Source organism: Halobacteriovorax sp. RT-2-4 (genome assembly GCF_047085445.1).
GTDB lineage: Bacteria > Bdellovibrionota > Bacteriovoracia > Bacteriovoracales > Bacteriovoracaceae > Halobacteriovorax_A.
Genome location: NZ_JBKIXY010000001.1, coordinates 933,936 through 955,608, shown reverse-complemented (window position 1 = coordinate 955,608; position 21,673 = coordinate 933,936). Strand labels below are relative to the sequence as shown.

Genomic DNA, 21,673 nt, shown 5'->3' with positions numbered 1-21,673 from the left:
AATAACTTACGCCTTGGTGATTTTTAAGAGCGGTGTGTCTATTTAAGAATGATATAGTATTTTGCAAAGCCTTCATCATCAAGGCCTTTAATACGGTAAAGCTTAAATTTTGACTTCTTCTTAATATACTTTGTCGCTTTATCTGATGGAGAAGTTTCAAAGTAAACCTTAAGTTTGTCTGCATTAGCTATTGGCTTGATCTTCCAGTTCTCATTTGGACGAGCATCGACAAAACCTTTTTCTTTTGTTTCTTTTCTAATGTAGTTGATTAGAACTTGGCGATTGCTATCTGGAGCACTAAAGACGACATTGGCTTTTACTGCACCTGGAAATTTACCACCGGTTGCACGAAAGCTATTTGTTGCAAGAATAAACTCTTGCTCATCAGTAACGGCCTTTCCTTGATACTTTAAGTTTTCAATTCTGAATGAATCCTTATTTAAAACCTTACAATTTTCATCGTAGTGTCTTCTCTTTGTGATATTGATCTCGTAAGTTAGACCGTCAATCATATCAAAGTTGTATGAACGAAAGCTTCCCCAATTTAGAAGAGGTTGGTCCTTGCTGTAGTTTGGATCAATATGAGCAAACATCCCCGCAGAGCACTCTAGCCACAATTTAACTTCTTTTCCTGTGAGCTTTAGAGCGTAGAGCATATTAGGGTAGAGGTAGAGATCAGCTGCATTTCTCAATGTCAGATTTCCCTTTTCAACAGTTGTGTATCCATTTGGATCATTCTTTCTGCCACCTGTTTTAAAAGGTGCAACTGCAGATAATACTGGGAGCCCACTTAAATTAGCATCGCCTTGTATTGCTCTTTTCACATAATCAATTTGAGCGTTAGAGACAATCTGTGTTGCCGCATCATCTTGGATTAGTGAGAGGAAGCTATAAAATTCCTCCTTAGAGAAACCAACTTTTTCACCTGCGAGCTTAATTGTTCGTTGGTGATCATCTTCAATGATTTCTGCAAGTTCAAGATCAGGTTTTACACTTGAATCTGATTCTTTATCATAAATCGAGTAGACTGAGGATTGTCCATCAATCACATGCCACTTACTTCCATCAAAGTTTAATTTTAAATCAATGATTCCAACGTGTGATCCCCATTTCCCAGGCATAACGGCAGCGACTCCATTAATTGTTCCTTTCTTCGCATCAATACCTTGAATTCCTTCATATTCTTTTGAAGGAAATAGAGCATGAGTGTGACCAAAGGCAATGGCATCGATATAAGGAACGCGACTTAGGTAGTAAACTGAGTCCTCTGCATAAAGCTTGTATTCATCTGTACTAATTCCTGAATGTGGAATTGCGATGATGACATCAGCGCCTTCATTTTTCATTTTCGCCGTAAGCTCTTTTGCGACTTCAATAATATCGCGGGCCACGACTTTCCCTTCAAGATTATTCTTATCCCAGACCATGATCTGTGGCGGAACAAAACCAATGTATCCAATTTTGAGCTTATGTGGCAGACCTTTTGTGTCCTTAACTTTTTTCTCTAAAATTACATATTGCTTAAAGTAAGGCGATGCTGGCTTACCATTTTCGTCTTTGTAAACGTTAGCATTGATATAAGGAAATTTTGCATCTTTAAGAGAGGCATCTAGAAACTCTAGGCCGTAATTAAATTCATGATTTCCAATATTACCCACGTCATACTTTAGATGATTCATGAGTTTAAAAGCAGGGTGAACTCCTTCTTTTCCGTGAGTGGCCACAAAGTCGGCCATAGGATTCCCCTGAAGGAGATCACCATTATCGATGAGCGTATAATTATCTGCTTGTGTGGCATACTTTTTAATAAGTGTAGCCGTTTTAACAAGTCCAAATCTTTTACTTTCTTCGTTCTTATAATAATCGTAGTCTTTGTAGTAACCGTGTAGGTCAGTGGTTTCAATTACACGAAGTTTAACTTGTGTTTGTTCCTTACAGCCTACAATTAGAAAAAGAGACAGTGAAAATAAAAAGATTTTTCTCATATATATTCCTAGTAATAACGTCCTGAAGAGTAAGTAGCATCAAACATACGAGCTTTACCGTAAACTTTTACGTTACCCTTAAGTCCTGCAAAGCCATAAATTTGAGCTTCGCCAAAAGCTTCAGCATTATCCCAAACTGACGCCTCATCATAAACTCTTGCATTCTCATACACGTGAGCATTACCCCAAACTTTAGCGTAGTCTGAAATAATTGCATTACCTGTGATTTTTGCAAATCCTGTTACTTGGGCCTTGTCACAAACTTGTGCATTCTCACCAATATAAACATTCTTTGATACATAAGCTGTATCAGCAACGAATCCACCTTGTGTTCCATCATTGTTGATCCAATATTCACCTTCTTGTCCTGCACATGGTGCAGCTAAAGCTGGAAGGATAAAAAGCATAGCAGCTAGTAATTTCATAAATCACTCCTTAGATTTTTTCGATTAGCTCAATTAATTTCTTACCTAAATTATCCGATGCTAATCTCAAATTGGCAAAGAACTCTTCCTCTGTTGGATGCTCTCCGTCAACAATGTCAGTAACTGACTTTAAAAAGAGTGTTGGAATACTGAATTGATCAACTACCCAGCCAATAGCTCCAGCTTCCATATCTTTAAGAACTGCTTGATTTGTTTCAATTAACTTTTCATCTTCAGCACTCATATCAAGAGAGTTTCCTGTTGAAATAATTGCTGTCTTTAGGTTTAGAAGCTTTCCATATTCTTGGGCAATAGGGTGATTTGTCTTATATATTCCGTAATTTTCATATCCTGGAATTGGTATTCTGCGATCGTGGAATACTGTCGTGTCTGCCGTGTAGACATCACCAACTTCTGCACCACGCTTTCTAAAGCCTCCTGCAGTACCAGCATTAATTATCATGTCTGCTCCAAGCTCTTTTATTGCAAGAAGGGTAGAGACAACTGCTGGAGAGGTTCCTACATTTTGAACTTTATGATGCTTACATTCACCACTGATAATTATTGAAATTTTATGTCCATGATATTCACATTGATATAATTTCATTGGTAGATTTGGGTCTAATTTTTTGTCTTGATCTGTGATAGCTAGTTTCTCTAAAAGCGGTGCTGCTTCCGAGTCCATGGCCATGATGATGGCAATATTTTTCATAATGTCTCCATTTAAAATCTTTTATCTAAGTTTAATAGAAAAAGAGCATAATTTGAAATATTGCAGCTAACTTTCTAGATGGGTTGGGTAGATATTATCTTTTGAACGTGTTTGGGCGGCCACTCGTTGGAGCCACCTGATGATACGGTGGTACTTCTGCTTAATTAGATCTGCAGGAGGTAGTCCAGTAATGAGAATACGATTCAGATGGCAATAGAGTAATATATCGATATACTTGATATCGTTGCCAAAAATAAAATTCTTCGTTCCCAGTATTTCGTTAATATGAGTAATCTGTGATTCAAAATAATCAAGTGCACATGCTTGATCTTTATGAAAGATTTCATACTCTGAGATACGCTTTACTATAATTTCTTTTACTGACGAAATAACATCTTCTGGTGATTCATCTATATCTTGAACATACTTGGCCTGCTTAGCGAACTTTTTCTTCATAGCGCTAAGTCCTTTTGTATCTTTGTATGAGAAGTAAACGATACTTGCCCATAATGAATTTATACACCAATCTTGTAAGAGCTGGGCCTGCATTGCTTCTTCATTGTTTAAAAGAAAAAGCTCAGATTCTCCACGCAAGTCTTTGAAGTAGTTGATACAATTTCTAATGCCTAAGTATTTCTTATCGCCATCAATAATAGCAGGAAGACTGCTCATCTTAGCTGGCACTCCCTGAATTTGAGAGTTCACATGGACTGTTTTTAACTTAAAGTCGATATTTAGAAATGAAAAAATTCTATTTACAGTTGCACAGTACGGGGAGAAGGATTCGACTTCATCGTTTCCTGCCCAAGAAATTAATACTTTATCCATGGCATAACTGTCGGAGAGTTACTTTAAAAAATTAACTAAATTTTGATGTCTTTAGCGATTTTCCAATCGATTTAAATCATAAAGACCAAATTCAATAGGATTTGTTTTAAAGGCTATTTCATGAATTTTATCTAGTGTTGGCCAAAATCTTTTATCACTTCTTCTCACACCATACTTATCAAGAAGCCTGCTATGAGCTGCCTGTGAAGTAGTATTCTTAATTGCATTTACAAAATTCGGTAGTTGAGATTTTTTAAGTTTATAAATAGTATTCGGATAACTCCCTACAGTTCCTTTTGTTACAGTGAAGTTATCTTCTTCAGTAATTCTCTGACTTCCTTCTTTCAAGAGGTGAGAGATATTGTAGTGAGCATTGTTGTGAATTAATGTATATGTTTCATTAGTATCCTCAATCAAGATAAAAGATACTTGTGAAAAGAGATTAACTGCAGTCTTCTTCATTTCTTCGTTATTCATTAAGCTTTTGAGATTATCATCTTTAACTTCAAACCTCTTATTTAAAGCAGGAGCGAGTCTATTTTTTAAAAGTTCAAATAGTTCACTCTTTGCGTCTCTAGTTTTATATGAGATTGCGGGCTCTTTCTTTATCCAAGCATAGCGTCCTACGATATGTTCTTTAACTCTATCAGAAGCTCTTTCGTACCATAGCTCTCTTTCTTCCAATCTTTGTTTTGAAGGTAGTAATGTTAGAAAGTTGAATTCACCTTCAAGTCTTAAAAAATCCATGTAAAGTCTAGTGTTGAGTTGATGAGATAAATTCCCATATACATCAAAGCCAGCAACCAGGAGGTAGTGAATTCTTTCTAAGAGTGGATAATCAATGACCCAAGCTGTTTTTGGATTTTGACCAACAAGTCCTTTCAAAACTGTCGCACTATCAAAATGTCTAAAAATAGTTAATGCTGCATTCTGATTGTTTCCATCGCCATTCCAAATAGAATTTAGATTTAGGATAGAGGAGTTTTGATCGATAAATTCTGACTTCTTTTTAAGATATTTTTCTTCTTCATTTTTATACTTGAACCATTGAACACCACCCACATTTGCAAACTGTGCAGGAAGACTCATGCGCTCTAGCTCATTTGTAAGTGGAAAATTATTGCGGTTTTTATAAAGCTTAGGGTTTACAAAGAAAGTCCAAAAGTGATCCTGAATTACATTAAGGGCAATTTGACCGCGGCAAACAGGACCTTTTATAAAGTTAGAAATCGTGTATTGAGACTCTTTAAGAAGAAACTCATAACGTGATTCAACAGGTAAATCTTTAAAAGTTAAAAATGGGTTTGCTGCTTCTAGGGCTCGGTAGCTAGGAAGTTCTTTTACCTGATACTTTGGTGTTATAAATAATTTCTTATACCAATTCATTCTCTCTTTATCAAAGAGGTAAGGCATATGCGTTTTATCGACAATTGTCTCTTTCTGTTTCACTAGTCGATAGTAGACTCTCTTAACCTTTGGATCATCAAATGGCCTTCGAGAGGCAATGACTTTGATTGGTTTTCCAGTTGGTGTTTTAGATCTTACTAATTTATAAAAATTCGTTTCATTTTTTTCACTAAAATATAGATTTGCTAGGTAAAGGTGCTCATAAAGGTAGCGCGCCATAAGTTGATGTTTTTTACTTTTCTTGTTTAAGAAAAGTTCCCAATCTTTTATTTTTTTTAGTTCTTCTCTTGAAAGGGGAGCTTCTTTGTTGAAGTTTGAGCCTTGGGCTATCCAAGTTGTAATTAGCTCACTCTCTTTATTTGTTAGTGCAGGAAGTCCATATGGCATACCTCCAAAAGGAGAAGACTTCGCGTAGTTTTCAAATTCGTCTTCTTTTGGACAAAAACGATCATTTTCTAGGCTGAAGTCTAAGCTTGTCGGAAGAATCTTTGTCTCCGGAAGAGGCACAACCTCTTTTAACTTTATCATCTTTGCTATGACGTTTTTATTAAGATTTTTATGTGAAACTGAGAAAAAACCTTTATCTCTCCACTGCTTAGTTGAGTTTGCATCGATATAAAGTCGGCTTGGCGAAGCAACGATTAAGCGCTCTCCCATATAGACCTTATCTTTAGAGGCTCCTCTTTCAACGGCTTCTCGGGAAGTTAGTTTTAGTTGGCAAGGTGAATCGTAGCAACTGTGACAAACAACACAGCGATTATCAAATATTGGTTTAATATCTTTGTTGAAATCAACTTTCTTCTTCCCATTCCAATGGTTTGCTTGTTGTTGGGAGAAGACAACACTATTATTTTCAATCTCTTTAATGGCCTTTTTAGTTGCCTCTTGGTGAATTTCTTTATCCTTTGGGACAAGGAGATCTGTCTCGTTATTATTTGAACAACTAATAAGAAAAATGCTCACTAGAGCAAGTAAAGAGATCACCTTCATTTAAACCATACCTAATTAAAATTATTTATGAAATGTTATAAAGATTGGCCTCAATTGTCATTTGATTTCGTTTTCTTTGGACGCGAAAGGTGAGTTCCTAGGTAAATACACGTTAAGAGAATTGCAGCTCCAATTATTTCAAGTGAAGAGAATGGCTCATTAAAAAGGAATATACTTAGAGTCTTAGCAATCACTGGTTGTAATAAAATAATAAGTCCTGAAACAGAAAGTGGGGCACTTTTAAGGCCATAGCTAATTAATGACCAGCCAATGACCTGACAAAGAATAGCAAGCCCAAATACAGAAGGCAGATGCTCAAGAGCTAGGCTTTTGTGGCCGTGCTCAAATTGAGCGGTAATAAAGAGAATCGCTCCAGTCACAAGAGAAGAGTAGGTGATAATCTCTAGTGCAGTGATTTTCGTCTTAAATGTCATAAGGGACGTTTTCTTAATTGAAGTTGTATAAAGTGAGTAGCACAACCCTGTTGTCAGACCAAAGAGTACTCCCCAAAAGAATTCCTCTGACTGATAGAATTGAACTTGGCCTTTTAGAATGAGAAATACTCCAAAGAAAGCAAAGAGAAATACTAGTAGCTTTTTGAGTGTTATTTTTTCTTTATAAAGGATAAGGCCAAAAACAAGTAAGTAGAAAACTTGGGTATTGCCTAAAATTGTAGACATGCCAGCACCAATTAAGTGAACTGATCGATGCCAAACAAATAAGTCCATAGCAAAACAGAAACCTATGACGGCCGTCATAGTATAGAAGCGTTTGTCCTTGATATAATTTTTCTTAATAAGAAGTTGGTAAATAAGAAGAATTGAACCTGCAATTGAACAACGAAGAGCGCCAATCATGCTCGGAGAAAGGTCACCACTGAGATTTTTAACAAAAATAGGTGCTAATCCGATGCATATTGTTCCTAAAATTAGGCTTATGACACTTGTGTTCATTTTTACTCTCTTTTAAGTTTCTTTTGAGTTTCTTTAACTTGCCACTGTGTGCAAGAGAGTATAGCTCAACAAATGGCCCCAAGGGTATATTTTCTTTTAAATTTACTGACGATTTGACGATAATTGCATAAAGTATAGCTACGCTATAAATATAAAGGAGATATATTGTGAATTTATTCAAAATCACTGTTGTTGCCGCTCTACTAAGTGTAAGTGCTTACGCTGGAGATGCTGCTAAAGGTAAAGCAATTTACAAGAAAGTTAACTGTGCTCTTTGCCACAATGCTGATGGTATGGGGAAAGCTGCAGATGTTAGTAAAATTGCAATTGTTAAAGGTCCAAGAATTGCTGGTCTAGATGCTGCTTACGTTGCTGAGCAAGTTACTGCGATTCAATCAAAGAAGAGAAAAACTAAGAATACTTCTATGATGTGGACAAAGGTTCGTGGTCTTTCAGCTCAAGACATTAAAGATGTTGCGGCCTACGTAACGACTATGTCAAAAGATAAGTACAAAGGTATGAATCAAAAATAAGACAAATAGAAAGGGCCTCTTATGAGGCCCTTTTTTTATTATTTAATTTCAAAAAACACTCTAAAACCACCGTAATTCTGATCGTAAATTCCATTGAAGTCATTACCTGAAACTTCAATTAACCTTTTTAAACTGAAGTCTAGGCTAGTGATAACCTTTTCTCCATTTAAGTATTTCTCATACTTCTCTTTCGTTAAGAGGTCTTTAACGTTAAAGCTCGCAGTAATTTTAGAAAGGTCTTGGTTATCTATGATATCAACTTGTGAAAGTTTCTTATAAATACCATCTTGATAGAAAAGAATATTAGCACTCTTTGTTCTTACTTCCATTTCGATATTGCGAAATGTTTTATAAGTGAATAGATCAAAGATGTTCTTTTCTTTAAAGGCAAAGCTTTTATCTGTTTGACTACATTGGAGCATTTGAATGTTCAATGTCAGTTCAATATTATCTCCAATTTGCTTGGAACTATAATTTTTAACTTTATATGCTTGAAGCTTATTTCGATAGAGGTCCTTCTTCTCATTACAATTTGCCCTTGCACCGTCAGATACTTTAACGACACCCTGTGATGGCATAGCTTGGCAAATTCCTGAACATAGAACTGAGGTAAGGATTATTGATCTCATCTTTAATTCTCGCTTGTTGCTAAATAAAATAATGAACATTTATAGCACTTTTAAGGATGAGTTTGTTCAAGATGGGAAGATTTACAGGAGATGTCTTAAGTTTAGACGTAAAAAAGGCCTCTAATTAAGAGGCCTTTTTTCAAATTATGCATTTGATTTCAATAGCTTAGAGAGCCATTCTTTCACTCGATATAGCACTAAGTGAATCGTTGGAACGAGTGTGTATGTAAAGAAGATTGAACCTAGCATACCACCAATCAAAACCGCACCCATGGCCGACTTCATTTTGTCGATCATAAAGAGCTGTGGCATTGTACCAGCGATAATGGCAATAGAAGTCATTAGAATAGGCTTCAGTTTTTCCTCGGCCCCTAACCATAATGCTTCCTTAATCTCAACACCTTCATCAAGCTTTTGCTGAGTATATTCAATCATAAGAATGGCGTTGTTAACGGCAAGTCCTACAACCATTACAATGGCCATCATGGAACCAATATTAATCGTCTGCTCCGTGTAGAACATCATTAAAAAAGATCCTAGGAAAGATGTTAGAATCGCTGAACCAATTGACACTGGGAATACAAATGAGTTTAGGATCGCAACAAGTAGCATATAAGTTAAGATTACTGCTAGCATGAAGGCTTTTCCCATCTCTTGTTGAGATTCTTTCTGACTTTCTGCCTGGCCTGCAAACATGAACTTAGTCCCTTGTGGTAGCTCTGCCTTACTGAATTGCTGGCCCAGATCTCCCATGATGGCACCAACAACACCTTTTACAACAAAGGCTTTGATCTGAATGATTCTTTCTTTGTCACGTCTTTTAAGTGGCGAAGATGCTTCGACAACTTGAACCTTACCAAGGCTTGAGATTGGGATAAGTCCATCCTTTCCATGAATTAGAAATTTATCAAAGTCAGAGATATTTCTTTTAAATTCTGGCGCAAGAGTTACATTTATATCGTATTCTTCACCACCTTCTTTATAAACGGCATCATCATTACCATTTACAAGTGCACGGATTGTACCCCCAAGACGCGAGCTTGATAGGTTTTGACGAATTACTTTTTGAGGTTCAGAAATAAACTGAATCTCCATTTTTGGAATTCGGTAAGAGCTTTCAATTGAACTAAAGTATCCTGAGTCCTTCATGATCTTTTGCATTTTTTCTGATGCAATAATCATATTATCAAAATTATCTCCTGTGACGTTTATTGTAATATCACCATCATTACTAGCGTTTCGACTACCACCTGTTAGAGTAATTTCTGCTTCAGGAATATTAGATACCTTTGGAAGTAGATCATCCATGATTTCTTTATAGTCTCTTTTTCTCTTTGTTGCTGAAGTTAAGTTGACGGTAATACGTGATCTTTCTTCACCGTCATAACCAATATCTGAAAGAGTTGAAACAACCTCTGGGTACTTTCTTATAATCTCATCAACCTGTTGAGTGATCTGAGCTGTTTTTTCAATTGGTGAACCATCTGGCATAAGAATAAATGCCTTAAATTCATCACGGTCAGACTTTGGAAGGAACTCATTACCAACACGTTTTGCCGGATAAACAATTGTAAAGAAAAGCGCCATTAGGACAATAATTGAAGTAATAGGCCAATTCATAAATTTATCAAAGAACCAACGGTACTGTTTTGTTGCCCAAGCAAGTAAGCGATCGACAAGACCTGCGAGCTTAGGGAAAGGTCCTTTTAAAGTATCAGGGTCTTTTAGAAGTAAGGCACAAAGCATTGGTGTTAACGTAACAGATGCTAGGATCGAGAAGATCGTTGCAAATACAACAGTCATACCAAATTGAAGCATGAACTTACCAACGACACCACCCATGAAGGCCAGTGGAGTAAATACAACTAGGTTTGTTCCTGAAGAGGCCATTACTGCAAGTAATACTTCTTTCGTCCCATCAATGGCTGCCGACTGAGAGTCTTTTCCCATTTTTAGATGCTTGTAAACGTTTTCGATAATGATAAGAGCGTTTGCAATGAGGGTACCTAGACATGTACCGAATGCAAGAAGTGTCATAACGTTAATTGAAAACGATGACATATCCATAAGGAAAAGTGTTGAGATAATTGAAGTCGGAATTACGATACTTGCAATAAGGGCACCACGCCAGTCTCCCAGGAATGTTAAAAGAATCGCAATTGTTAAACCAATACCAATGAAGATCGAGTTAATTGTACCTTTTGTATCATCTAGTGTAATTCGAGTTGTATCAACGACTAGTTCAAGTTGCATCCCATCAGGTAGCTCACTTTGTACTTTCTCAAGAGAGCTTTTTAAGTTCTCAACGATCTTAATAGCATCACCATCAGAAAGCTTTAGTACTGATAGACCGACTACTTCCTTTTCATTGAAGCGTGCCATCGTTTCAACTTCTTTAAAGCTATCTGAAACATTTCCAATTTCTTGAAGCTTAAAAACTTGTCCCTCTCGGGAAACAACTTCTAGATTTCTGATCTCGTCAACGTTGGCAAACTCCCCAACGAAGCGAACACTAATCTTAGAGTCTGTCGTATTTATTGATCCTCCTGGGATATTTAGGTTCTTTCTAGAGATGGCCGCAAGAACATCCTCAATTGACAGATAATTTTGAATAAGAAGGTTATTATCTAACTCAATATTGATCTCTCTTTCTCGTCCACCAAAAATGTCAACAGAGGCAACACCATTGATAGATGATAGGCGAGACTTAAGTTTTTTATCAGCATACTCATATACTTGAGTCAGGTCATGCTTTGTACTTGAAAGAGCAAGAGTTGCAATTGGCTGAATTAATGGGTCAAACTTTGCAATGATTGGACGATCTGCTCCATCTGGAAAATCGTTTAAGATTGCTTCAACCTTATCTTTTACTTCAATTGATTTGATATTAGCGTCTGCTTCAATATCAAACTCAATGATAACAATACCAAAACTGTCACGTGCATCTGATTTGATTTTCTTAATTTGAGAGACTTCTGAAATTTCGTCCTCAATCTTCTTTAAGATTTGTGATTCGATTTCTTCAGGTGATGCACCAGCATAGACCGTCTGTACTGTAATAAGTGGAAGCTCAACCTTAGGTGTCGGTTCAATAATTAAGTTACCAATTGAAACCAGTCCCATTACCATAAAGATGGCAATAAAGATGATTGTTGTGGCAGGGCGTTTAACAAATATTTCGATCATCTTCTAACTCCTTAATCCTGATCCACTAGTGCTTTGATGATATTTACTTTTTCGCCATCATTAAGATAACGTTGATCACTTAGCACAATAGTGTCTCCTTCAGTTAGTCCGCTTTTCACAACATAGAAGTCTTCGTTACTATCACTTACTTCAATATTGCGTTTTGTAACGATATTCTTATCATTAACGATGAATACGTTATGCGAACCACCTCTTTCTGAAACAGCTTCTCTTTTAATCGTTAAAGCATTTTCTAATTTGTGTGTTTCGATATTCATAATATAGAGATTTGTTGGAATCTTTTTATTTGCAAAAGATACAATGATTTTATGCAGGCCCGAAAGATAATCAGCTTTGGTATCAACCGAAACTACATTTCCGTATACTTTCTTATCTTTTACGCGAATACTAACAAGTGCTCCTGGCTTTATTAGATTTGCCACTTTTGGTGCAACTGATGCATGAATTCTTGGGCCAATATTACTACCTGTTACAATGACAAAGTTTGAGAAGGCCCTTCTCGTAACCTTTGTTGTATTAACTGGAGTTCCTGAAACAGCACGAATTGTATACATAGTCGCAGTTTCTTTACCTTTCTTTCTTTGTAGGTCTAAATCTTTAACAAATAAGCTACCTGCGTAAACAAGACCAACTATTAAAACGAAGATTATTTGCTTCATAATTATTTATCTCCCTTTCCTGTACTCGTAAGAAGACGATCCATCTCAGCACGAGTTACCTTTAGTTGTAATTTCGTTTGAGCAAGATTTAGACGGTGTTGAGTAAGTTGAATTTCACTATCATTGAGCTGAAGTTGTGATACTCCACCAGACTTAAAAGAGCTAAGAGCTACTTTATAAGATGAAGAGGCTAGTTTTACAGCTTCAGCTTCCGCATCAAATCTTTCTTGAAGGCCTTCGTAGTCTTGTTCAAGTTTTAAGTATTGAGTTCTAATTTCTCTTCTTAGTTGATTAAACTTCAAGCGCGCGATATTCGCATCACTTCTTTTTATAGCTACTTCTGAGTTCTTACTTCCTCCAAGATCCCAGTCAAACGTAAACTGTAAACCAAATGAAATATCATTTTGGTTATGTGAGATATCTCCTGAGAATGGTTTATCAACACGATAAGTAAGAGGAGAGTAGGCAACAAATAATCCAAGGTCGGGAAGACGTTGGCTCTTGGCAAGCTCAACAGAGAAGTCTGATAGTTGAATGCTTTCTTTAAGAATCTTTACATCAACTGTTTCATCAAGCTTTTGTAAGTTTGAGGGTATCGTTGCAATTTTATCTTTAGCATTAAAGTTATCAGCAACTACCTTTACGTCATCTTCTGGCTGTAGGGCCAGAAAGTTTTTGATGTCTAAGATTGCATTTTTAAGGTTTTTCTTTGCAATAATCCAATTTGGTTTTCTACTGGCAAGGTCAGCTTGCATTTTGATATTATCATTTCGTGAGATACGTCCGTAAGAAACACGTTCTTCAAGCGCATTTTTATTTTTAACAGCATTTTTATATGAGTCTTCAGTTATTCGTACAAGCTCTTGGTTGAATAAAACTCTGTAGTATAATTGTCTTGCAGCATTCTCAACTTCAGCCTTTGTTACAACTGTTCTCAACTTTCCGATCTTATTTGCAGATTCTGCAATATCGACACCACTAGAGATCTTTCCAAAAGTGTATAAAGGTTGTGTGAGCTGAACTCTTGCATTGTGATTCCAATCATAACCGTGAGGCATGATATTACCTTTACCATCATTTTTCGTTAAGCCTGCAGATATTGAAAGGACTGGAAATAGATTAGATGTTGCACTACTTAGTGTTTCCTTGGCCTGTTCTAATTCTTGTCTTGCAATACCAACATTTTCATTTCTTTTGACTGCAAGTTCAACTACTGATTGTTCGTTTAAACTGTATTGAGCAGCGCTTACGCTACTAGCAAGTCCAAACAAGACAATATAAGTCTTGATCCTTCTCATGAGTGTGGTTCTCCTGTATATTCTGTCTCTTTAGATTCTCTTTAAGATTTTTTTATTTTATCTTTTTGACTGATAAAACTCTTCAATCATTCCCAACTGACATAAAAGTTTACTTTTCTCATCTTGAGAAAATCTTGAAACTAGTTCATGGCCCATGCTGAAGTAGCGAGGAAGTACTTTATTGATTAATTCAAGGCCCTCTTCAGTAAGTGTAATTTTCTTTGACCTAGTATCGTTTTCGTCAATGGCCTTCTTGACTAGATTGGCCGCTTCAAGTCTTTTAACGATTCCCGTGATATTGGCCTTCGATACTAGAAGCTCTTCTGCTAACTCTGTTGTCGTAACTGATTCTTGATCTGTTAAGTGTAGGATGACAAGGACATCAAATTGAGGCTTTGTAAGTTTAAAATGCGAAACTTCTTCAGAGATCATTTTATCGAGGATTCGAGTTGTGCGAATCATGCGTCCGATAATACTTTCCTGTACATATTCACTCTTTATTATTGACATTGTTACTCCAAATTTGTTAATGTGTTAACTATATAGTTAACATGTTAACTAAGTTGAATCAAGAATTTTATTCAAATTGACGGTAAGTTAACAAAAGGTAGTAGCTAGATGAATAAGACTAAACAGAATTTGATTGATGTTGCGATTCCTTTAATGGCAAAAAATGGTGTCTACGGTGTAAGCTTAAGAGATATAGCAAAGAAGGCCGAGATTAATGTCTCTTCAGTTCTTTATCATTTTGGTTCAAAAGAAGAATTTATTACGACATGTGGTGAACACTGTATCAACTTACTCGCTGAGCAGATTAAAGAAATTTCAAAACATACCTTTGATACTGTTGATGAGCTAAACCAAGTGATCAATCAAGGTGTTGAACAGGGTAAGGAAGCTATCGCAATTTGTGTCATGCTTCTTGTTATCGACTCACCTGGCTTTAGAGAAATTTATGAAAATTATGTCTCGGATGCATATGTATCTGTTCATGGACAAGAGAATCCATTCTTATTAAATCTTAGATCATTTATTTCTTATATGATCTTTAAGAGAGTTGATCTAAAAGTAGCAAAAGAAAAATATGAGGGGAGTGGTATGGTAGAATTATTATGCCAATCCCCAGTGAGTGCACTGTAGATTATTTTCTACAGTGCGTTTCATGCCACATCTTTTCAAGATTCTCACGATCATCAGGATGAGCAATTCTAATCAACTCTTGTGCTCTTTGATTAAGACTCTTTCCGTATAAATCAGCAATACCATACTCTGTAACAACATAGTGCATATGTGATCGAGTTGTTACGACACCTGCTCCTGACCTTAATGTTGGAACAATCTTGGGGTAACCTTTAGCACTTCGTGAGTTGATAACAATAATAGGCTTACCCCCTTCAGAAAGTGAGGCGCCTCTCATAAAGTCCATCTGGCCACCAACTCCAGAGATAATACGATGGCCGATTGAGTCTGCACAGACCTGTCCTGTAAGATCAATCTCAACGGCACTATTGATCGCACATACTTTTGGGTTTCTTCTAATGATACTTGGGTTATTTACATAGTCCGCTTCAAGTTGAATAACGCTTGGGTTGTCATTGATAAAATCATGTACATCTTTGCCTCCAACAATAAAGGCACTAACTGTTTTTCCACGGTGAACATTTTTGCATGAATTATTTACGGCGCCACTTTTAATTAAATCAAGAGCCCCGTTTGACCACATCTCTGTATGAATCCCTAGGTTCTTGTGATTCTTTAAACTAGCCAGAACTGCATCAGGAATTGATCCAATTCCCATTTGAAGAGTTGAGCCATCTTCAATAAGAGATGAAGTGAGCTGTCCTATCTTTAAATCCTCTTCACTCAAGCAAACTTCTTGATGGCCGACAATTTCGTGATCAATTTCAATCGCATAATCAATATCATTAATATGAATAAAGCCATCACCATGAACACGAGGCATATGTGGATTAATTTGAGCAATAACAACTTTTGCACTACTTACTGCAGCCTTTGCAACATCAACAGATGTACCTAGAGTGCAGTGCCCATGTTGATCTGGAGGACTGACGTGAATAAGTGCAAAGTCTAGAGGAATTCTACCGCTTCGAAATAAGTTTGGAATTTCAGATAGAAAGCATGGAAGATAATCAACTCTTTGGTAGTCGATATGTTTTCTCACATTTCCGCCAACAAAGAGATTGAGAATTTTAAAGTTTTCACAATATTCTTCATTTGCATATTTCGCATCACCGTGAGTATGTAGGTGAGTAAGTGTGACATCTTTTAATTTATGAGCATTTTCAAGTAACCCGTCAATTAGGGCCTGTGGCGTAGAATCACCACCATGAATAAAAATATTTGAATTAGAATATACTATCGATAAAGCTTCCGCTGCATTTGAAACAATTTTCACAAGCACTCCTTTGTGTTCATATTTTACGAAGATTTGGCCGAGATTTAAAGTATATTTGGTTACAATTTTTATATGCCATCTATTAAAAAATTAAGGTATAACCTCTAACTATTATGGTAGTTGCAACAACGAGTAAGAGACTCAAAGAACTTATTTATTTTACTATTCCACTTGTTATTGGCCAGGTTGGGCAGATGCTTTTTAACGTCGGTGATATTTTTGTTGCCGGACGCTATTCAACATCAGCAGTAGCATCTATTGGTGTTGCAGCAGGTATGTTATCTCCTTTTATAATGATTGGGATCTCAACGTTATTTTCTGTCAGTGCAGTTACGGCAAGAATGCGTGGAGCTGATACGAATCCACACGAGAATGGCGTATGGGGAAGTGGAATGACTTTAGCACTTCTTTTAGGAAGTGTTATTTGTACGGCCCTTTATATCTTTACTTACTTTGTTGACTATATCGGTTTGAATAAAGAGATCGTACCTCTTGTTAAGACTTATCTTTATTGGGTAAATATCTCGATTATTCCTGCACTTATTTTTCAAATGATTAAGGAATATCTTCAAGCTTTTGATAAAACAATTTTTGCCAATGCTCTTATCATTTTTATGAATGTCGTTAACCTCATTATGAACTACTGTTTAATGTTTGGGATTGGACCTATTCCTGAAATGGGAATAAAAGGTGCGGCAATTGCAACTGTTGTAACTCGCTTTATTCTAGCTTTAATTATTTATGTTTATGCTTATCGAGTACTTCCAATTGAAACGCATTTTAGTAAGAAGTCTTTTAAGGAATTGATAAAACTTGGAATACCAGTTGGTCTTGGAACTTTTATTGAAGTATTAATGTTCTCAACTGTTACTGTCTTAGTTGGACGCATGAGTCTTGTTGCATCAGCGTCTCACAACATTGTTCTAACAATTGCGGGACTAACTTTTATGGTTCCTCTTGCCATCAATGGCGCGGCAGGGGTTAAGGTCGGCTACGCTCTTGGTAGAAAAGATATGGAGATGATTAAGAATTATGCCTATGGGTGTATCTTTATGGCCGTATCTTATATGGTCATAACGGCAATATGCTATTTCTTCTTTCATGAATTCTTAATGGGACTCTTCACGACTGATCAGGCCGTTGTTCTTTATGGATCAGGACTATTCTTATATGTTGCTTTATTTCAAATACCTGATGGACTACAAGTCGCAATGTGGGGAGTCTTAAGAGGGCTTGGTATGAGTAAGCAACCAATGCTCTATTCGTTTTGTGGTTATTGGCTAATTGCAATTCCTGTTGGGATTTATTTAAGCTATCAACACGGAATGGAAGCAGCTGGTTTATGGGCGGGACTTGCAATAGGACTTACTATCGTTTCAATGATTCTCTCGCTTTTATTTAAAAAGAGAATTGGTGAACTTTCTAAGGAATGGGGCGTTTAGGATTCTGATTGCTGCTTTAGTTTTTCTTCAATATAGAGAATGACTTTGTCGAAGTCGAATGGCTTCGTCATAAGATCAACAGCACCTAGCTCCTTTGCTCTTTGTGCATTTAATTCGTCAATGAAGCCTGTAATAATTAAAACTGGAGGTGTAGGAGCATTAAGCTTTCCAATTTCTTCCAAAAGTTTTAGGCCATCCATTTTTGGCATTTTTAGATCAGTGATGACAAAGTCGACAGGATTATGTTTTGCATAGTCTAAGGCCAACTCACCATTTTTGACACCTATGGTTTCATAACCAAATGACTCAAAGGTTTCCACGTAGATATCATTTAATGTCGGTTCATCTTCGGCGACCAAGACCCTCTTCTTAGCTAACATATAAAAATTGTATTTAATCTTTCTACCTAAGGCAAACGTATAAATAAAAACTGTGTTTTAAATCACATAATACAGTTATTCTAGATAGTTACGTGAGTTAACCAAGGGCCAATTTTTTTGATTTTAACGCCCATTTTTTGCCAAAATTGACGAGAACTCTCTTGAGGTTAAGGCAAAAATTAAGATTTTTTTTTGTAAAAACTGACACTTGTCAGTTACCAATTAGTCCATTGTGCTAATCTAAATTTAATTTAGGAGGCATGTATGAAGCATATATCAGTCGAAGAATTTACTACTCCCGCAGTTCACGTTGTTGATCAAAATGCCAGTATCGATATCGCTTTTAAGATTATGAAAGATAATGGAATTAGGCATCTTCCTGTAAGTGACGGGAATCAAATTGTGGGAATCATTTCAGAAAGAGATGTTATGTCAATTTATGGAAAGAGCTGGTGTGATGGAGTTTTAGTTAAAGACTTCATGAATGAATCTGTTCTTGCTGTTAACAAGGACGATAGCTTAGGTGAAGTAGCTTATCAGCTATCAAGTAATAAAGTTGGCTCAGCAATTGTACTTAATAATAGAAATCGTGTGTACGGTATTTTTACTGTTACAGATGCACTAAATGCTTTAGTCGAAGTTTTTGTCGATGACGCTTATAAGAGAAGTGATCTTAGAAATTAATTTCATCCTTCTTGAAGAGAACCGGACATACCGGTGACTCTGAAGCTAAGTGTAGTGGGAGTGGAAAGCCTGAAAAGAAGTACTTTCCAGCAGGCACGTCGTCTAGTTTTAAATTTTCAAAAATGGCAGCTTGCTTAAAAAGTGTATTATGAATCGGCCTATTTCTGCTCCCTGGACAAAAGTCAGAAGACTTCCAAGAAGTACCATACATATCAAAGTTAGGGTTTTGTAATAAGTAGTCAGCACTTTCTTGTGAAAGTGTTAAGACATAATTAGGGTCGTGCAGTTGTGATTTGTTTATTGGCATTTCTTCGACTGACAAAATCAACTTGCATGGAATCTCATCTCCAAGCTCGGACTTAAGCTCACTTAGTGAGACTTCCCAATGGTAAATACCATCAAGGCCTTCTACAGGTTTCCAGTTTTTTCCTTTTAGTTTTACGACAACTACTGGCCCAAAAAATGAATTTATTTGCTTCTTAAAATAGTCATCGACGCTCATCCCATTTTTCATAGTGTGAGATTGTGCTTCCATATGAGTGAGACTATGTGGTTTTAAAGTATGAGCATCATAATTTACTGGAGGACCTTTTGGATCATTTATCGAGTAAATATTCTCTCGCTTATAGCCTTGACCTTCAAACCACATTCCAGGCATTGATTCTGTAATAATTGGACTTAGGATATAAGGCATTTTAACTCCAGTGTTTATTGAGTTATCATTGTAGCATTAATAAATGAATTAGAGGTAGTAGAATGCATATACCAAAGCTATTCAAGCAGGAAGATAGGATCGAGTTAATAAAGCAGATGAAGGAGACGACATTTGCGAATCTGATATCAAACGGAACTGAAGGGATTGAGGTTAATCATCTTCCACTTTGCGTTGTAGAAGAAGAGGGGAAGCTATTCTTATTTGGACATATTGCAAGAGCAAATTCTCTTTGGAAATCGACACTTGATAACAGTGAGGTTGTAACTACCTTCAATGGCCCTCATTGTTACATTTCTCCTAATCATTACCCAACTAAGAAAGAGACTGGTAAAGCTGTTCCAACATGGAACTATATTGTTGTTCATGCTCGTGGAAAAATTTCATTTATTGAAGATAAGGAGTGGATTCTTAATTCGATTGAGATGCTTACTAATGAACAGGAAGAAGGAGGCCACAATCCTTGGAAGGTTGAAGATGCTCCTCGTGATTATACACAAAAGCTTCTGGCCGCAATCATTGGAATTAAAATTGAAGTAACCTCTCTTGAAGGGCAGTGGAAACTTAGCCAAAACCAACCAGTTGAAAATAGACAAGGAGTGATCTCTGCTCTTAGTTCCTCAGATGATCCTTATCAAAGAGAAGTCGCTCAAAGAATGAAATTATAAATCTATTGTGGTGTGATGATATAAAAAAAGGTCAGTATTAAACTGACCCTTTTGTTGATAGATTAATTTTTTTGGCATTTCTCATATAATTCTCCTTGAGTTGATTTCCTATGAATTAAGTATATGTCTCAAAAAGAATTTTTAAGTTTGTTTCGAGTCTAATTTCTGCAAAGTGATTGTGAGTTTTTTGTTAGTCGTATTGAATACTCAACTATGATAACCTTTCTTTTATCAATATTAAACATTCTTAACTATTAAAACGTCGATAGGTAGTACACGAAATTTAATTATAAAAAGGATGTATCGATGAGAATTACTTTTCTTGGAGCAGCTGGAGGTGTTACTGGATCTAAAACTTTGTTAAAAGTTGGGAAGGATTATAAAGAGCAGTATCTTGTTGACTATGGACTCTACCAAGGGGCCAAGGAAAATCGTGAACGCAATTGGATGTCGTATCATGGTGCCAGTAAGCTAAGTGCAGTTTTTTTAACTCATGCACATATTGATCATTCCGGCCTTTTACCTCGTCTATATCGGGATGGTTTTCGAGGTAAGGTTTATTGTACAAGGGAAACATTTAGGCTTTGTCAGATCTTATTAATGGATTCGGCCCGTATTCATGAAGAAGATGCTAAATATGCAAATCGAAAAAAAATATCAAGACACAAGCCGGCCCTTCCTTTATATACAACGCAGGAAGCTCAAGCTGTTCTTGAACACTTTGAAGTTGTGGATTTCGAACAAGAGCTGACAGTTTCTAAAAATATTGCAATTACTTTTTTCTGGGCCGGCCATATTCTTGGAGCAAGCTTTATTCGAGTCCGCTATAGAGCAGCTACTGGTGAAGTGAAAACAATCGTTTTTTCTGGAGATGTTGGGCATAAGAGAAATATCCTTTTAAACGAACCTCAAGTTATCTGTGAAACTGATTATCTTGTTTTAGAGTCTACATATGGAGATAGGCTACATGCCCGTATTCCTGCAAAAGAAGTTTTAGGAATGTATCTAAATACAATTTTAAAGCGCGGTGGAGTTGCGGTTATACCCGCATTCTCAGTTGGTCGTACACAAGATATTCTCTATCTTATTAAAGAATTGATGAATGAAGAGGCCATCCCTAGTGTAGCTGTTCATTTAGATAGCCCACTTTCTAAGAAAGCTAACCGTATATTTAATGATTGTTTTCGAAAGGGTCATGTCAAAGATAATGTAACAGAGGATATCGATATTTATCCTGATACATTTGAAGAAATCGAAGATGTTGAAGATTCAAAGGCCCTTATGGAAAAGTCTGGACCTCGTATTATCGTTAGTGCTTCAGGGATGATTGATGGTGGGAGAGTTGTGTATCATGTAATGAAGCATATTGTGGATGAAGATAGTGGAATAATTTTAGTTGGCTTCCAACCTGAAGGAACGAAAGGTCGTATTCTAATTGATGGTGAAAAAGAACTCCATATGCATAAACAGAGACTTCCAGTTCGAGCTAGTATATTTTATATCGATTCATTATCTGCGCATGGTGATTACTTAGATCTTATCGGATGGCTAAATGAATCACGTATTTCACCTAAGCTTGTTATTTTAAATCATGGTGAAGAAAAGGCATCAAGTCATTTTAAAACTCTTCTCGAATCTCAGTTAAGTCTTAGGACAACGATTGCAACCTTAGGGGAGGAATTTGATTTAGAGAATATTTATGATAATCAAACAAAGGTCGCAAGTAAGTTAGCAGCGTGAGGTAA

General features: G+C 36.4%; 20 protein-coding genes. 6 read left to right on the top strand and 14 right to left on the bottom strand.

Annotated features, from left to right (window positions below):
- Window positions 1-38: 38 nt before the first annotated feature.
- From ACMAYL_RS04410 to ACMAYL_RS04385, 6 genes are all read right to left on the bottom strand, one after another.
- Window positions 39-1,985, bottom strand: coding sequence for a bifunctional 2',3'-cyclic-nucleotide 2'-phosphodiesterase/3'-nucleotidase (locus ACMAYL_RS04410; RefSeq protein ID WP_412470788.1), 1,947 nt, complete (start codon window positions 1,983-1,985; stop codon window positions 39-41).
- A gap of 8 nt (window positions 1,986-1,993) precedes the next feature.
- The gene (locus ACMAYL_RS04405) at window positions 1,994-2,410 is read right to left on the bottom strand and encodes a hypothetical protein (RefSeq protein WP_412469739.1); all 417 of its coding nucleotides are present in this window, start codon (window positions 2,408-2,410) and stop codon (window positions 1,994-1,996) included.
- Window positions 2,411-2,420: 10 nt separating this feature from the next.
- A complete protein-coding gene (locus ACMAYL_RS04400; protein ID WP_412462809.1) occupies window positions 2,421-3,122 on the bottom strand; it encodes a 5'-methylthioadenosine nucleosidase in 702 nt (233 codons plus the stop codon).
- A gap of 66 nt (window positions 3,123-3,188) precedes the next feature.
- Window positions 3,189-3,950: a glutathione S-transferase C-terminal domain-containing protein gene (locus tag ACMAYL_RS04395; protein ID WP_392991342.1), complete on the bottom strand. Its 762-nt coding sequence runs from the start codon at window positions 3,948-3,950 to the stop codon at window positions 3,189-3,191.
- Window positions 3,951-4,001: 51 nt separating this feature from the next.
- Entirely contained in the window at window positions 4,002-6,320 is a 2,319-nt protein-coding gene (locus tag ACMAYL_RS04390) for a fatty acid cis/trans isomerase (protein WP_412470787.1), read from the bottom strand.
- A gap of 77 nt (window positions 6,321-6,397) precedes the next feature.
- The gene (locus ACMAYL_RS04385) at window positions 6,398-7,300 is read right to left on the bottom strand and encodes a DMT family transporter (protein ID WP_103216745.1); all 903 of its coding nucleotides are present in this window, start codon (window positions 7,298-7,300) and stop codon (window positions 6,398-6,400) included.
- A 167-nt stretch (window positions 7,301-7,467) separates the two neighbouring features.
- Between ACMAYL_RS04385 and ACMAYL_RS04380 the strand changes: the two genes are divergently transcribed.
- The gene (locus ACMAYL_RS04380) at window positions 7,468-7,833 is read left to right on the top strand and encodes a c-type cytochrome (protein ID WP_158246778.1); all 366 of its coding nucleotides are present in this window, start codon (window positions 7,468-7,470) and stop codon (window positions 7,831-7,833) included.
- Between the two features lie 38 nt (window positions 7,834-7,871).
- On the opposite strand, the gene ACMAYL_RS04375 is transcribed toward ACMAYL_RS04380, so the two are convergent.
- The 5 genes from ACMAYL_RS04375 to ACMAYL_RS04355 all read right to left on the bottom strand — a co-directional run bounded on the left by ACMAYL_RS04375 (window position 7,872) and on the right by ACMAYL_RS04355 (window position 14,136).
- The gene (locus ACMAYL_RS04375) at window positions 7,872-8,462 is read right to left on the bottom strand and encodes a hypothetical protein (protein ID WP_146037762.1); all 591 of its coding nucleotides are present in this window, start codon (window positions 8,460-8,462) and stop codon (window positions 7,872-7,874) included.
- 144 nt (window positions 8,463-8,606) lie between these two features.
- The gene (locus ACMAYL_RS04370; protein ID WP_103216748.1) at window positions 8,607-11,648 is read right to left on the bottom strand and encodes an efflux RND transporter permease subunit; all 3,042 of its coding nucleotides are present in this window, start codon (window positions 11,646-11,648) and stop codon (window positions 8,607-8,609) included.
- Between the two features lie 11 nt (window positions 11,649-11,659).
- Window positions 11,660-12,328, bottom strand: a complete 669-nt coding sequence (locus ACMAYL_RS04365; RefSeq protein ID WP_412470786.1) for an efflux RND transporter periplasmic adaptor subunit — start codon at window positions 12,326-12,328, stop codon at window positions 11,660-11,662.
- A gap of 2 nt (window positions 12,329-12,330) precedes the next feature.
- Window positions 12,331-13,626, bottom strand: a complete 1,296-nt coding sequence (locus tag ACMAYL_RS04360) for a TolC family protein (RefSeq protein WP_412469736.1) — start codon at window positions 13,624-13,626, stop codon at window positions 12,331-12,333.
- Between the two features lie 57 nt (window positions 13,627-13,683).
- Window positions 13,684-14,136 (bottom strand): MarR family winged helix-turn-helix transcriptional regulator, encoded by a 453-nt coding sequence (locus ACMAYL_RS04355; RefSeq protein WP_103216751.1) that lies wholly within the window; start codon window positions 14,134-14,136, stop codon window positions 13,684-13,686.
- Between the two features lie 108 nt (window positions 14,137-14,244).
- Between ACMAYL_RS04355 and ACMAYL_RS04350 the strand changes: the two genes are divergently transcribed.
- The gene (locus ACMAYL_RS04350) at window positions 14,245-14,766 is read left to right on the top strand and encodes a TetR/AcrR family transcriptional regulator (protein ID WP_103216752.1); all 522 of its coding nucleotides are present in this window, start codon (window positions 14,245-14,247) and stop codon (window positions 14,764-14,766) included.
- A 1-nt stretch (window position 14,767) separates the two neighbouring features.
- On the opposite strand, the gene ACMAYL_RS04345 is transcribed toward ACMAYL_RS04350, so the two are convergent.
- Window positions 14,768-16,042 carry an acetyl-CoA hydrolase/transferase family protein gene (locus tag ACMAYL_RS04345; RefSeq protein ID WP_103216753.1) on the bottom strand — a complete coding sequence of 425 codons (1,275 nt, stop codon included), beginning with the start codon at window positions 16,040-16,042 and terminating at the stop codon, window positions 14,768-14,770.
- A gap of 113 nt (window positions 16,043-16,155) precedes the next feature.
- On the opposite strand from ACMAYL_RS04345, the gene ACMAYL_RS04340 reads away from it, so the two are divergent.
- A complete protein-coding gene (locus tag ACMAYL_RS04340; RefSeq protein ID WP_103216754.1) occupies window positions 16,156-17,484 on the top strand; it encodes an MATE family efflux transporter in 1,329 nt (442 codons plus the stop codon).
- On the opposite strand, the gene ACMAYL_RS04335 is transcribed toward ACMAYL_RS04340, so the two are convergent.
- Complete coding sequence (locus ACMAYL_RS04335) at window positions 17,481-17,864, bottom strand: response regulator (protein WP_103216755.1); 384 nt, start codon at window positions 17,862-17,864, stop codon at window positions 17,481-17,483. The two genes, ACMAYL_RS04340 and ACMAYL_RS04335, sit on opposite strands and share 4 nt — an antisense overlap.
- Window positions 17,865-18,128: 264 nt before the next feature.
- Between ACMAYL_RS04335 and ACMAYL_RS04330 the strand changes: the two genes are divergently transcribed.
- Window positions 18,129-18,548 (top strand): CBS domain-containing protein, encoded by a 420-nt coding sequence (locus ACMAYL_RS04330; RefSeq protein ID WP_103216756.1) that lies wholly within the window; start codon window positions 18,129-18,131, stop codon window positions 18,546-18,548.
- On the opposite strand, the gene ACMAYL_RS04325 is transcribed toward ACMAYL_RS04330, so the two are convergent.
- On the bottom strand, window positions 18,538-19,242 hold the full coding sequence (locus tag ACMAYL_RS04325; protein ID WP_412469735.1) for a hypothetical protein: 705 nt from the start codon (window positions 19,240-19,242) through the stop codon (window positions 18,538-18,540). The two genes, ACMAYL_RS04330 and ACMAYL_RS04325, sit on opposite strands and share 11 nt — an antisense overlap.
- Before the next feature lie 62 nt (window positions 19,243-19,304).
- Here ACMAYL_RS04325 and ACMAYL_RS04320 point away from each other — a divergent pair, with 62 nt between their 5' ends.
- Window positions 19,305-19,928: an FMN-binding negative transcriptional regulator gene (locus ACMAYL_RS04320; RefSeq protein ID WP_412469734.1), complete on the top strand. Its 624-nt coding sequence runs from the start codon at window positions 19,305-19,307 to the stop codon at window positions 19,926-19,928.
- A 306-nt stretch (window positions 19,929-20,234) separates the two neighbouring features.
- Window positions 20,235-21,668: an MBL fold metallo-hydrolase RNA specificity domain-containing protein gene (locus ACMAYL_RS04315; RefSeq protein WP_103216759.1), complete on the top strand. Its 1,434-nt coding sequence runs from the start codon at window positions 20,235-20,237 to the stop codon at window positions 21,666-21,668.
- Window positions 21,669-21,673 lie beyond the last annotated feature (5 nt).